Raw genomic sequence first — 13,551 nt, 5'->3', positions numbered from 1 at the left:
CACCGCCGCGTAGGACCCCGCGAAACCGATGCCCGCGATGACGACCGCCCCGAAGACGACCACCCCGATGAGCATCCGGTGCGTCTTGGTGAGCTGCGCTGGCGCCCTGGATTTCGCTGTCGTCACTGCTGCGCTACTCCCCCATCAGCATCAGTCGCAAGTCATCTCCACCCTGACACGCCTGACCCTTCATGGTGCTCCAACTGTCAAGCGGGTGTACGAATTTTCGATACTTAACCGGAGCGAACTGGGTTAATCCACGCTCGGCGCGAATGCAGTTCCGCGGTGTCGCGCTGAGACAACACGAGAAGCAGCAGTACCAGCATGGTTGATATAGTATTTTATCGACATTATTGCCGTCTCCGGTCGTGAGGACACCTTACGCAGCGGTGTATGTGGCACCTCTGCCACAGGTGATCTGAAGGTCAATGAGAGTAGTTCAGGCCCTTTTGTTGCGCGATGCCAGAACCCACTCGGTAAAACACAGTCAATGGCGGGCTGCGCCCATGAGCGACAGCTTTTCCGGTTTCCGGCAGTGGCGAAACGCCAACGTCCTCGAGGCCCTGCCGGCATGCCTCCATCGCCGAGCAAGGCTCGAGAAGAGGTCGTCGAACCGGACGGTGTGCTCCTGTGACGCCCCTGGTGCAGGCGGACACGGATGGCGAGCAGTCATCACCGGTCTACGGCCGACCTACCTCACCGCCGCACCACATGACTGCCGAGATTGACGAACCACCGGTAAAGGCAAAAACACTCTTGCCCGGCCGTCACGCGCTTGCCCGGAGCCTTCCTCGTGCCCCCTCCAGGGGCGGCTGCCCTGCCAAGCCCACGCTTCGGCCCACCCGCCGTCCGCGCCGGATGTGAGCATTCGGCCGGGAGGGCCGGCCTCTGCCATACGTTGCCCGATGACCACAACATTTGCTTTCTGGCGGAATGTATATGGTGTCAGCTTTATGGCGGAATGAGGCTGATAAGACGGCTCATGTCAGGTGTTCAATGCGCCCTGAGGCCGTGTGCGCGACCAGTCCGCGGCCTTCGCCTGGAACATCCGTTCCGGGCCCGCGCCTCCTGCACGAGGAGGGAAGTCCCATGTTCGCCAGGCACCTCGCCTCTCCCGGTAAACCGCTGCGGAGCGCAACCGCCACCGTTGTCGCGGCCTTCCTGCTGCTGTGGCCGAACGCCGCCGCGGGCGCCGCCCGACAGGCGCCCACGGGCGGTGACTCCGTCGCCACCGACGCGGTGAACGCCTACGTCTACGGATACCCCCTGGTCCTGACGCAGGCCACCCGGCAGCTCTCCACCAACGTCACCCGCCCGAACGCCGTCACCGGCCAGGCCCCGGTGAACCAGTTCGTCACGCAAGAAAACGTCCCCGGCCCCAGCTTCAAGACGGTGGTCTCCCCCAATGTGGACACCCTCTACAGCTCGGCCTGGCTGAACCTGAAGCGCGAGCCGGTGATTCTGCACGTGCCCGACACCCGGGGCCGCTACTACCTGATGCCGATCCTCAGCGCCTGGACGGACGTCATCGCCTCACCGGGCAAACGGACCACGGGCACCGCGGCAGGCGACTTCGCGATCACCGGCCCTGACTGGCACGGCACCCTCCCCACCGGAGTCCAACGGATCAAGTCCCCCACCGACACGGCCTGGATCATCGGACGCACACAGCTCAACGGCCCCTCGGACCTACCCGCCGTACACGCCCTGAGCGCCAAATACACCCTCACCCCACTCAGCGCCTACGGCCGCCCCTACACCCCGCCTACGGGCCGGGTCGACCCAGACCTGCCCACCGTCTCGCCGCCGAAACGCGTGGCCCAGATGGACGCCCAGACGTTCTTCTCCCACCTCGCCTCCGCCATGGCGGACAACCCATCCAGCCCCGCGAACGCACCGATGGCCGCCACCTTGCGCCGGCTCGGCATCCGCCCGGGCAAGCCGTTCGACATCGACGCCAAAGGAAAAACCACTGCCCAGGCACTGCGCCAAGCCGTTCCCGAGGGCCAGCAGAGGATCCAGGAAGCGGTCGCCGCCCTCGGCAACGACGTCAACGGCTGGCGGGTCGCCCTCGACCTCGGCCGCTACGGCACCGATTATCTGCGCCGGGCCGCCACGGCCTGGCAGGGCCTGGGCGCCAACCTGCCCCAGGACGCCGTCTACCCCACCGTCTTCAAGGACAGCCAGGGCCGGCAGTTGAACGGCGCACACCGCTACACCATCCACTTCCCGCCCGGCCGCATCCCCCCGGCCCATGCCTTCTGGTCCCTCACCATGTACGACCAGCAGGGCTTCCTGGTGCCCAACCCCATCAACCGGTACGCGATCGGCCACACCACCAAGCCTGAACCCAACAGCGACACGTCCGTGACCATCTACGTCCAGCACGATCCACCGGCCCCCGACAAACGGTCCAACTGGCTGCCCGCGCCCGCCGGCCCGTTCAACGTGATGCTCCGCATGTACTGGCCCCGGCAGACCGTGCTCAACGGCACATGGTCGCCGCCACCGGTCACCAAAGCGGACGGCACGGACGAACTGGCCCACACCGGCAACGGCAAACTCGTCGCAGCCATCGGCGCCGGCGCCGCACTGCTCCTGGCCACCGGAGGCACCCTGATCGTCATGGCTCGACGTCACGGAATACTCCCCCGCCGGTGACGATGACGCCCGGTGCCTGCCACACCCCCCCCTCCGCCTTCCCGTCGAGGACGGGAAGGCGGAGGGGGGTGGCTCGCTTGCAGGGACTGTCGGTGTCAGGTGTCCCTTGTCGGCTGCCGGACGGTGCGCTCGGCTTTGATCAGCCAGTCGGTGTACCAGCGCGCGAAGGTGACCGGTTTGCCCTCGTTGTCGAGGAGGGGCTCGAGGTCGGCGTCGTCCGCCCGCGGATCGGACCAGATCGTCCCGCGGTGGGGGCCGCTGACGACCAGCCATTCTCGCTGGGCACAGCCGAGATGGCAGATCACGATGGCGCCGGCGGTGCGCTCGGGAGCGAACAGCACGGCCTCCCACCGCGTGTCCCATGCCTCCATGGCGTCGTCGAAGTCCTCGATCTCCTCGAAGTCCTCCTCTTCGGGACGTTCGGCCAGAAGGGCATCGAGGAGTTCGGGGGCCGGGCCCTTCTGGGGGAACGGCTCGTCCAGCGCGGCGAGGTCGGCCAGGTCGGCGCCGTCGCCCTCCCACCGCCAGCGGCCCCCGACGCGGCGTACGGGAAAGAGGCCGTGGGCGGGTCCCGCGCCGCCGGCGCCGACCTGTGTGAGGAACGCCCGGTACTGCGCAGGCAGTCTCACCCGCAGTTGAGCTTCCAGTTCCGCAAGTTCGTCCTCGCCGAGCGGATTCTCCAACGCCCATCGGTGCCCCAGCGACCCGAACACCTCTCCCCTCCTGGGCAGCGCACTCAGCGCCGCGATCCGGTCCCGTACTCCGGCCCACTCCTGATCAGCCATGCGCAGACCATATGCGCCCCCGCAGACACACCGGCTGGAGAGGGTTACGCCTCCCCCGGGACGAGCCGCACTCAAGGCGGAGGGATGGATTGCACCTGTTTGTCTTTTGGGATCGTTCAGCCCAAGGCGTTGATCACTGGTAGGCGTCGCCGCACGCTGACGGTGACGTCGAAGACGCCGTTGCCGTTGGTCATGTCGTCGTCGTTGAGGCGCAGCCACAGTTCACAGTCGTCGTACGCGTCGGGTACGTTTTGGCGCGCACCGGAGCCGATGGGGAACCAGTTGCTGTTGTCGTAGCCGCCGATCAGCATGGATCCGCGTATTGCGTTGTTGCCCTCGACGGGCGGTATGGGGTACCAGGGCTTGGGCGGGCCGTCGAGGCCCTCTGGTCCGTTGCGGCCGATGAACCACCAACCGGCCCAGATCGATCCGGTCGCTGTGATGGTCACTTCGTCGCCGCGGTTCAGCCGGATGTGAGTGTTCACCGGTCCCTGGCCACCGCCCTCGCCGACCTGGTAGGTGCCGGCGAGTTCGCGTCCGCCGTAGACGTTGGCGTCGACGATCTTGACGACGTCGGTGGCGCGGGAGATGCGGACCAGGTTGTGCGGGGGCGCCAGGTAGCGGACGGTGTACTGGATGGGGGCCGCGGGGAGGTCCCGGTTGACTTTGAGCTGGTTCCTGATCCACGGGATGAGGTTGGTGACCGGGTCCACGACCACGTCTCCGCCGGGACCACTGGATCCGCCCACTACTACGGCGTGCACCATGCTCCGTGACAGGGTGTCCTTGTAGCTGGCGTCGAGGTCGGCTGTTCCGGAGACCGCTGCCTGCCAGGCGGCTTTGAAAGCTGCCTTGACCTCGAGGCTGGATGCCTGGCTGTCCACGAGGAAGGCCAGCATCCTGCCGTAGGTGACCGAGGCGATGTAGCACGGCGGGTTGTCCGGGCCGCAGTAGGCTTTCACGTTCTCCAGCGAGACGTCGTCGGTGAAGAATCGGGGCGGTGATCCCTCGGGTGTGAAGGCGATCTGGTAGTAGGCCTGGGAGAAGGTTCCGAATGTCGTACTGCGGTCGAGGTGGCCGTCCAGGCGGGCTTTGGCGTCCACTCCCCAGCCGGACCCCTTCATGTTGAGCCCGAAGGAGACCATTCCTTCTTCCAGGGTGCTGATTTTTTCCAGTCGGAAGGACATTGCGGCCGCGCTGTCTTGGGGATTCAGCTCGGCGATGAGGTCGGCGAGCGCGTCCCGGTAGCCGTGGGCGGTGGGCTCTTCCAGTTTCCTGGAGCGCGAGCGTACGGAGGGCAGGGTGAGATCGGTCGAGACGGTGATCCATCCCGGGTAGCGGCGCAATGGGATGGGAGCGAGAGAACCTGGGATCACCGAAGCTCCCGTAACAGCCGCGCCGGCCCACATGACGTCGGGCACGGGACTGATCTCGACGAAGTCGGCGACCTGTCGTGCCATGCGGACTCTCTGCTCCAGTACTTCGACGGCTACACCGTCCACCTCGGCGATGCCGGGCTGCCGTACCACCGGGCCGCGGTCATCGTGGTTGTCTTCGACCGGCAGCGGGGCCAAGGAACGGATGTAGGCGTCGATGGCGAGCACGTCGGCGTTGGCGTCATGAACGCTGGGAAGCGGCTCACCCACAACTGGTTCGAACAGGCGTACGTCTGCGGACTTCACTGACGTGACCCGCCGCCGCGGGTAGTGGGCGAGTGTCGCAGCGTCGGGGATGGGGCGCAGCCGTCCGCCCCGAGCCAGGAACGAGCGGCCAGTGGCGTTGATGAGCAGACTTCCCTCACGCAGGGAAGGAAGAGGCCGCCCGGTCTCCATTCCACGCAGTTCATTCTCCGCTATCCGCTTGACGGCCGGCCAGCCTCCGGAATTCAGTGCCACTAGCGTTGTGTAGTCAGGAACCAGGCGGCGTTTTCCATCCTCGATGAAGTACACATCTGGTCCGCCGCCAGTGACCAGATCGCCATTTTCTATGGGCACGGTAATCCCCCCTTTCGAGCGGTACCGACCCTGACACCTTTTCGTTGCGAGCGGAAGTTTATGTGCCGCGTACATTCGGCCCATCAGGTCCAGGCGCCCCCATAGCATCTGCACCTCACTCGCGTTGCGCGCAACAGTCGTTCGGATTGAAACAGAAGACAGGGCATCGCACAATTATTCGCCAAGCTGATGCCTCCTTCGTTGACCACGTCAGTCGGCTCGGTGGCGTTGGGGCTCGGGCTGACACGCGCGAAGTCGGCGGGTGATGCCGACGGGCGGTGTACGCCCGTGTGGTTGATCCCGCCGGTGCTCTGTCCGGGGCAGCCCACGTCGCGATCCGTAGGCCCCAGTACCAGCTGCACCATGTTCGCGACCGGACCTTCCGTGGAAACGGCTCCAAGATCCGCACCGGCCGCCTGCCCCTCACCATGGCCAGCCTGCGCAACTTCGCCATCGGCGTCCGCTGCCAGGACGGCCACACCAACATCGCGGTGGCCCTCCGCCCGGGCCGCCCGCGACTATCACCGACCCTTGACTGCATTCGGCCTCAACTGACGAACCAGGACACAAGATCACTTCTCAGAATCCCTGGGTGGCGAGTCCGGACGGACAAAGGTCGCCACCGGCAACCTCCTTGATTTCCACCGCCGGGTGCAACGAACTGCCGGTGATGCTCGAGCCTCCTCGGGGCGCGGCGGCGCGACGACGTGGACGGGGCCCGTCGGCGATGGCGTACCGTGCTTCGGCGGGAAGATCGCGCACGTGCCACACGTGTCAGCAGGGCATGGACACGGCGCGGTTCCTTGGGAGTGGAGACAGGGCTGCCCCGTTCGGCGTAGGGCCGGGGCAGCGTGCCGGAGAGGATTCCGGTGTGCGCTGGGTGCGCAAGGTGGCAAAGGGGGAGTGGGAACCGTGGGAGAGTCGCCGGTAACGCACTGGCATGCCGGTGGATTGGACGGGCTGCTGCGTGTGGTGAGGCGCCAGGCCTCTGATGGGGCTGGGCCGGACGTGCAGGAGGTCCTGGACTGGCTGCACCGGCGGACCGGCGCGCACGTCGCACTGGTCATGGACGGTGCAGGCACCATGGAGTCGGCGACCGAAGATTTTCCCCGGGAGATTCTGCGACTGCTCGCTCCGCTGCTCACGCGAATATCCGGCGGACAGCTGGCCGCTGCCGCGACCGAGGTCGCTGGGTGGAACGTGCGCTGTGAGCGCCTGGGTGCGTATGGGTCGCCTCTGGTGCTGGTGACTGCCGCCCGGTCGGCGCTGGCCCCGGAGGCGATCGCGTTGATCTCGCATTCCGGCAGCGTCATGATGCTCCTACGCCGCGCCGTGGACGGCGAGCGGATCTTGCGCGGCTTCCAGGACAAGGCACGCCAGGTGCGGTTCGCAGTGTTTCAGGCGCTGATGGCGGGAGAGCCGACGCTGGCCCGCCGCATGACGACCGGTTCTGTTCCGCCTCTGCTGGAGGCCGACCGACTGCGAGTCCATCTGCTGCATTGTCCGCCGGCCCATCGCGAGCGGATCGTGCAGGCCCACCTGGATGCCTCCGGCTACCACGGCTCGGACTTGCTGGTGCCGTGCCCCGCCTTCGCGGAACACCTGATCTGTCTCGTAGCCGACGACCTCGACGACGGGGACGGCTTCGGCGGCCGGGCGGGGGGCCGCAGCGAGGTACTGCGCCGCCTGGTGCGCGACAACCCTGGCTATGCGCTGGGTATCAGCGGTCCGCATCCGCTCGGTACGACGGCCGGAGCCTACAGCCAGGCCGTCCATGCCCTGGCCGCTGCCCGCACCACGCCGGGCCGCGTGGTCTCCTACCGGGGGCAGACAACGCTGGAGGGCGTCCTGCCCCGCCAGTCCGCTCTCGCCTGGGCCCGTGCCGTACTGCGCCCGATGGACTCCCTCCCGACGATCACAGTCGATATCACCCGCTCCCTCATGAGTGCGCCCCGATCGGCTGTGGCTCGCCTTCTCGACGTCAGCCGCAACACCGTCACAGCCCACATCAAACGCGCGGAACGGGCCCTCGGTCTGGACTTGGCCGATGTCCGCTCCCGTGCCGTCGTGCACCTCGCTCTCACCCTCACCAGCACCTGCGCCGGCGAACCCGTCGAGCAGCAAGCGTCCGCCTGCCTGGATGACTTGCTGCGCACTGAACGCGCGGCAGCCTGGGCCCATACGTTCCTCCGGCCCCTGCAGGTCCCGCAGCGCCGCACCCTTCAGGCGTGGATCGACGCCAACGCCGATGCCCAGCAGGCCGCCCGCCACATCGGAGTCAGCCGCAACACCGTCCGAGCGCATCTGCGCACCGCAGAGGCCCTGTTGGGTCGCGACCTGCTGACCACCGGCGCGGGCGTTCACGACATCGTTCATGCTCTCCGCATCACCGCCGTCCAGGCGGTCTGAGCGCCGTGCACAACCAGCGCACGGAATTGAGCACCGTGCACATTGGCGCGCAGGTACGGCCTCTTCTACGGTCACCGTGACCCGTTGATCGACGACTCATTCGAGTCTTCGCACACCCGTCCGATAGGACGACAAGCCGCTGGGGTGCCAGGCGGCGTGCACTGCCACGCCGCGCACAGCGTTCAGGCTATGCACCACTTCCGAAGCAAGTGGGCTGGCCACGTCTGTGCAGCATTACCAGCTCAAGGAGGTTGCTATGCCCATTGCATCCATTTCTCCACTCCGCAGCCGGATCTTCTCCGGGCTCAGAGCACCGCGCAAGCGTCTGACCGCGGCGCTCCTCGGCCCCGCTCTGATCGCCGCCACGACGGTCACCCTGGTGCAGGCGCCCACGGCCTCCGCGGCCACCACCTGGCCGTCCGCTTGCACAATAAGCGCAGACTTCAATGTGTCGGTCACTGCGAGCTCTGCCAACCTGCGCACCGGACCGGGCACCAGTTACACAAGCAAGGGCATGCTCTACCGTGGCGACGACGCCCGCAGCGTCTGCATGGTGCCCAAGTCCGGCGGCACCATCTGGCTCTACATCAAGCTCACAACCCGATCGCAATCGGGTCTCGCCAAGGGCACCTTGGGCTGGATTCGGTATGACCTGATCCAGTGAGCCGCCAGCAGGACATCACAGCCTGACCCGCCGCTCCCGCCACCGTCCGCGCCCACGGAACCCGCTCCCTGCAAGCGCGGGCGGTGGGTGGCGGCCATGACGGCGGCCGTGACAAGCAGGCTCTGTCAGGACAACGTCGCCTGCCGCGGCCTGGGCGGCGCCGGCTCCGCTGGTGAAGAACTCGATCATGCGCTCCAGGCCGCGTTCGCCGAACATGGTCCCCACGCTGGTGGCGGAGTCGGCAGCGGACGCCTCACTGCGCGGGAAGAGGGCCTCCTCGTATGCGGTCAGTGCAGCTTCGATGCCGCCGGGGTGGGCGGCGACGTCTGGCCCCGTTGGGAAGCGGTGTACTCGGCGGCTACCGGCAGGTCAGACCCTGCCCCCACGTCGCGGAGGCCTTCCCTTCAGCAAGGGCGGAGGGCCGCCTCATATGCGGTGAGGTTTTTGGAGCTTGTGCCGGCCAGCGCCGCGGCGCAGAGCCATGATCACTGTCGCGGTGTGCCGCGACCGCGACCACCGGCCCTGCGCTGTCCTCCACCGCGGCCGCTGCGGCTGCGGCTGCGGCTGCGGCTGCGTGCGGGCTCGGTGGGGGCGCTGCTGTCGCTGAAGCCGCCTGGGGCACTGACCCTACCGGGCACTGCGACGCCGGCCGGAGCCGGTTGGGCCGGGACTGCCGGGTCCGGGGGGCGGGTGCGCGGAAGGGCGCGGCCGACGATGCGGCCATGGCTCATCATCGGGGCGCAGCTGGCGCAGGCCTCCGTGAGTGTCCATGCCTGTCCGACGGCCGGGTCGTGGCGCAGGACCAGCAGGACGCTGCCGGCGCAGTCGACGCGGGTGCCTTCGTGGGCGGCGCACTCGGTCTGGCGACAGCCGCAGGCCGCGTCCGGGTGCACGGTGGCGGCCCGGGCATGAGCAGCGGCGTGGGCTTCGGCGAACCGGCGCAGTGCCGCCACGTCCCGCGAGCGCGTCGGCATGGCGCATGAGGAGGAGCAGGTCACGGAGGCGGTGCGGTCTCGGTGGCCCATGAGGCGGATGGCCCAGGTACGAGGCGGGCGCCGGGTGGCATGAGGCTGGGCGTGATCCAAGGCCAAAGATCCTTCGGCTGGGAGTGAGAAAATGAGGCGCGGCACCGCACTGGGCCTTTTCCGTCTTGATCAGGTGGAGAGTTCGAGGGCGACGAGGGCACGGACGACGGCGGTGATCCGGGTAGTGCTGCAGCGGAGCTTCCGCGGGAGCCGCCGGCGTTTGGGGGTGGCCATGGCGCGTTCGCCGGGACTGCGGATCTTGGCGTGGTCCCTGTTGTGACGCCGACGCCGGCCGCGCAGGTTCTTGCCCGGGAGCGGGACGCGGACAGCAGGACCTGCGCCCGGATGCGCCTTGTGCGCCCAGCGTTTGATGTCGTCGGCGACGAGAGCGGTGGGACTGTCGTGGGTTTGGGCCGCGGCCAGGTCGTGCACGGCTCCGGGCAACGCGTCCGAGGCCCAGATCAGGCGGCCGGCCGGATTCGCGAGGACCTGCACGTTCATCCCGTGGTGCTTCTTCATTCCCCGAGTAGTACGGCTGGTCGGCAGCAATGCGGTCGATCGCCAGCACGGTGCCGTCGAGGATCACGTGCGCCTTCTTCCGCACGGTCTGCATCGCCTGCTCCAGCGTGGGTGCCAGAGCGGCCCGGAGGTCGACGGCTTCGCGTATGCATCGGTGGACCGTTGCGATCCCGACGCGGAAACCCGCTGCGAGGCGGGCGTAGGTGGGCCGGGACGAGCAGGGCCTGTCGGCTGCAGGTCAGGCGACGCCACCGGAAGCCGATCCGACGGCGGTGGCCTGCCAGGAGACCGGAGAGGTGTTGCAGGGCGCGGCCGGACAGATCGATACCGGACGGGTGGACAAGCACGCGAAAGCTCCTGACGGACTGGTGATCTTGATCGTGGACCCGTCTACCAGGAGCTTTCTCCATGCCCACCGCCGGGGCCACCAGTCCAACCTCCCGTCAGGTTGGAAACGACTTCTTGTAGGTGTGCTGCTCGTGGACGAAACTCGGGGCGGCTCATATCTACGGGTCACTCACGACGTGCAGGGAATGGAGTGAAAATGATCGAGGCAGCCCTCCAGGGTGATGCCCTGACTGCGGCGGACCGGTTCGATCACTGGCGTGAGCACATGGCGAGGACTTCGTGCCCCATGAACATACGCCCCATGGGCGGGGGGGAGGCGGCGGATTTCGCAGCCGCTGAACTGCGTCGCTGCCAGCTCGGTGGCATCTCCGTGTGGCAGGCGGCGCTGCCTGGTGCGCACTTGCGGCGTGCCGCCAAGGAGATACAGCGGTCCGATCCGGGCGTCTGCCACCTTGTGTTCTCGCCGCACGGAGGGAACCACATAACTCATATGGGTCGGACTTCCGTGTTCGGCCCCTACGACATGTTCGTCGGAGACTCCTCTCGGCCTGTTGACTTCTACGTAGCCAATGATCGACAGCCCACGCGGATGATGGGGCTGGATGTACCCAAAACGCTGTTGCCCCTGGCCCAGGACAAAATTCAGCAGCTGCTCGCGCGGCCGTTGCCGGGACGTCAAGGAATCGGAGTTCTCCTGGCCGACTTCCTCACCCGGCTCCTGTCCGACACAGTCTCGCCCCAACCGTCCGATGGCCCCCGGCTGGAGATCGTCCTGGTCAACCTGCTGACCGCCCTGCTGGCCCACCACATCGACGCCGACGGCCTGCTTTCGGCTGGTGAACGTCATCAGACCCTGGTGCCGCGAATCAAAACTTTCATCCAGCAGCGTCTACACGATCCACATTTGACCCCGCCGGTTGTCGCAGCCGCACACAACATATCCGTAAGCTATCTGCACCGCCTTTTCCAGGGCGAGGAAATATCCATCTCTGCCTGGATTCGCCATCAGCGCCTGGAGCGGGCCCGTCGTGATCTAGCCGACCCGTCGCTTGACGCCTGGCCCGTCCACCGCATAGCAGCCCGATGGGGATTCACCGGCTATCCGCATTTCAGTCGATCTTTCCTTGCCGAGTACGGAATGCCCCCCAGCGATTACCGCCGGCAGGGCCGCGCTGCTGACACTCGTTGAATTCCGCGCGAGTCGTGCACCCACGGACATGCGACCGTAGACGCAGCAGCATGGCTCTACCTCTCAGGGGCTGGCAGCGTAACCAGCGACGGCGGTGACTCAACCGCCCCGAGAGAGGACTGTGATGAACAGGAAGAACAAGACCCGTATGGTCTCCATGGCGGCAGTCGGTGCCGTTGCGGCATCTGTCCTGGCGCTGGCGACGGGCACGACAGCCCTCGCCGATACAGCGGGAAGCGAGACGGACGTGTCCGCCCTCGGAAATACCTGGGCCTACCTCTATAACTCGAACTCTCCGTACGGGACATCGGCCCAAATGGTACACGTCGACGACGGTGACATATTCCGCATCTACGACACCTACGCGGACGGCCACGGAGTGCGCGGAACCCTGCAAAGGTACAACTCCGTCACCGGCAACTACGAGACTGTCAAGTCCAAGTACAACGGCGGCGGATACATCTCTTACGCCCAGTTCACCTTCGACGTCTGGTCGGTGAACTCCTACAGGATGAGGGTGTGCACCGTGGACGGTGAAGGAGACGAAACTCCCGTCGCCTGTTCGGCCTGGAAATCATTCACCGAATGAAATGATTCAGCCACTCGTACAGTAAGCCTTTTTCAACCTGGTTGGATGGGCAGCGGGTTGGTGTGAGGGGTGGGTGCGGGAAGAGGTGAAGCTCCTGGTGGATGGGTTGTCGACCAAGATCAACCTGTCCGTCCGGAGCTTCATGTGCTTGTCTGCCCATCGGGGATCGATCTGTCCAGTTCGGCCCTGCGGTTCCTCTCCCGTCTGCCGGCCGCCCGACGTCTGGAGCGGGGCACGCGGTGGCGTCGGCTGAGCGCGGACCGGCAGGCCCTGCCCGTGCTCGCGCACCTGCGCTGCGGACACACCCATGCCCAGCTCGCGGCCGGGTTCGGAGTCGGCATCGCCACCGTCCACCGGTACGTCGCCGAGGCCGTGGAGGTCCTGGCCGCCCTCGCCCCCGACCTCGCCACGGTCGCCCGCACCGCCGCACGCAAGGCGTTCGTGATTCTCGACGGCACCCTGCTGCCCATCGACCGGATCGCCGCCGACCGACCGCACTACTCCGGGAAACACCGGAAGCACGGGATGAACGTGCAGGTCATCGCCGACCCGTTCGGCCGGCTGCCGTGGGCCTCGCCCGCCCTGCCCGGAGCGGTCCACGACATCAAAGCCGCGCGCACCCACGGCATCATCGTCGCCCTGGCCGAGGCCGGGGTGCGCTGCTGGGCGGACAAGGGCCACCAAGGCACCGGCACCACGGTTCGCGTTCCCTACCGCGGCCGCTGGGAGAAGCTCTCCGAAGGCCGGCGAGCAGTGAACGTCTCCCATGCCAAGATCCGCGCGCTCGGCGAGCAGGCCATGGCCACCCTGAAGTCCTGGCGGCTGCTGCGCAAGCTCCGCTGCAGCACCACCCGCATCACCGACCTGGTCAAGGCCGTGCTCACGCTTCACCTCGCGACGTCAAGCTGAGGTTGGAAATGGCTCAGTACCTTGCTGGCGGTCCCCGGGAGGGTGAGAGATCGTGAGCGCCGCAGAACCGCGTCCAACCTCGACGAACGCCAACAACGACAAGCGGACTTCTCCAAGCGCCTCCGTGGCGTTCCCTACCGGGAAGTCATCAGCATCACCGAGTTCATCGATGAACGAACACCCTTCTCCACACAGCACGGAGTCAAAGGAGATGAGTTCGATAAGGTCATCGTCGTGATCGACGACTCGGCCTGGACGCTCTACTCAGATTGAATGGGCGATGTCCAGGCGGTCGTGACGAGTGGTGATCCCTGCGGTACGACGGCTTTAGAGGTCATCTCAATTGGCGAGTCGGCGGTAGCAGATGAGGGTGCAGGCGATGCTGGTGAAGGCCAGGAAGTGTTCCGCCTTGCGTTCGTAGCGGCGGTGCAGGCGGCGGCAGCCGGCGAGCCGGGCCAT

The 13,551-nt window shown here is 66.8% G+C and carries 10 protein-coding genes and 3 pseudogenes; 8 read left to right on the top strand and 5 right to left on the bottom strand.

What is annotated here, in order from left to right:
• Positions 1-1,089: 1,089 nt before the first annotated feature.
• A complete protein-coding gene (locus IE271_RS38875; RefSeq protein ID WP_190195171.1) occupies positions 1,090-2,661 on the top strand; it encodes a DUF1254 domain-containing protein in 1,572 nt (523 codons plus the stop codon).
• 95 nt (positions 2,662-2,756) lie between these two features.
• Here IE271_RS38875 and IE271_RS38870 read toward each other — a convergent pair whose 3' ends face one another.
• Together IE271_RS38870 and IE271_RS38865 are read right to left on the bottom strand one after the other, a co-directional pair.
• Positions 2,757-3,446 carry an SMI1/KNR4 family protein gene (locus tag IE271_RS38870; RefSeq protein ID WP_190195170.1) on the bottom strand — a complete coding sequence of 230 codons (690 nt, stop codon included), beginning with the start codon at positions 3,444-3,446 and terminating at the stop codon, positions 2,757-2,759.
• Positions 3,447-3,562: 116 nt separating this feature from the next.
• Positions 3,563-5,440, bottom strand: a complete 1,878-nt coding sequence (locus tag IE271_RS38865; RefSeq protein WP_190195169.1) for a thiol-activated cytolysin family protein — start codon at positions 5,438-5,440, stop codon at positions 3,563-3,565.
• Between the two features lie 1,008 nt (positions 5,441-6,448).
• Between IE271_RS38865 and IE271_RS38860 the strand changes: the two genes are divergently transcribed.
• Positions 6,449-7,849, top strand: a complete 1,401-nt coding sequence (locus IE271_RS38860) for a helix-turn-helix domain-containing protein (RefSeq protein WP_229919911.1) — start codon at positions 6,449-6,451, stop codon at positions 7,847-7,849.
• A gap of 256 nt (positions 7,850-8,105) precedes the next feature.
• Positions 8,106-8,513, top strand: coding sequence for an SH3 domain-containing protein (locus IE271_RS38855; protein WP_229919910.1), 408 nt, complete (start codon positions 8,106-8,108; stop codon positions 8,511-8,513).
• Positions 8,514-8,669: 156 nt separating this feature from the next.
• Here IE271_RS38855 and IE271_RS42975 read toward each other — a convergent pair.
• Both IE271_RS42975 and IE271_RS38850 read right to left on the bottom strand, forming a co-directional pair.
• A pseudogene (locus IE271_RS42975) lies at positions 8,670-8,837 on the bottom strand (FAD-dependent monooxygenase); the annotation flags it as partial.
• An 830-nt stretch (positions 8,838-9,667) separates the two neighbouring features.
• Positions 9,668-10,377, bottom strand: a pseudogene (locus IE271_RS38850) (transposase family protein).
• Here IE271_RS38850 and IE271_RS42970 point away from each other — a divergent pair.
• The 5 genes from IE271_RS42970 to IE271_RS38830 all read left to right on the top strand — a co-directional run bounded on the left by IE271_RS42970 (position 10,261) and on the right by IE271_RS38830 (position 13,365).
• Positions 10,261-10,599, top strand: coding sequence for a hypothetical protein (locus tag IE271_RS42970; protein WP_229919912.1), 339 nt, complete (start codon positions 10,261-10,263; stop codon positions 10,597-10,599). The pseudogene IE271_RS38850 and the gene IE271_RS42970 overlap by 117 nt on opposite strands.
• A 2-nt stretch (positions 10,600-10,601) precedes the next feature.
• Positions 10,602-11,594, top strand: a complete 993-nt coding sequence (locus IE271_RS38845; RefSeq protein ID WP_190195167.1) for a helix-turn-helix domain-containing protein — start codon at positions 10,602-10,604, stop codon at positions 11,592-11,594.
• 124 nt (positions 11,595-11,718) lie between these two features.
• Complete coding sequence (locus IE271_RS38840; RefSeq protein WP_190195166.1) at positions 11,719-12,183, top strand: hypothetical protein; 465 nt, start codon at positions 11,719-11,721, stop codon at positions 12,181-12,183.
• A 144-nt stretch (positions 12,184-12,327) separates the two neighbouring features.
• Positions 12,328-13,092, top strand: coding sequence for a transposase family protein (locus IE271_RS38835; protein ID WP_190195165.1), 765 nt, complete (start codon positions 12,328-12,330; stop codon positions 13,090-13,092).
• A gap of 21 nt (positions 13,093-13,113) precedes the next feature.
• Positions 13,114-13,365: a hypothetical protein gene (locus IE271_RS38830; RefSeq protein ID WP_229919909.1), complete on the top strand. Its 252-nt coding sequence runs from the start codon at positions 13,114-13,116 to the stop codon at positions 13,363-13,365.
• 66 nt (positions 13,366-13,431) lie between these two features.
• Here the strand turns inward: IE271_RS38830 and IE271_RS38825 are convergent.
• Positions 13,432-13,551 (bottom strand): annotated as a pseudogene (locus tag IE271_RS38825) (IS5/IS1182 family transposase); the annotation flags it as partial.

Origin of the sequence: Streptomyces minutiscleroticus, from assembly GCF_014650875.1 — a bacterium.
GTDB lineage: Bacteria > Actinomycetota > Actinomycetes > Streptomycetales > Streptomycetaceae > Streptomyces > Streptomyces minutiscleroticus.
The sequence above is the reverse complement of the archived record's forward strand: the minus strand, read 5'-3'. Positions and strand labels throughout refer to the sequence as shown.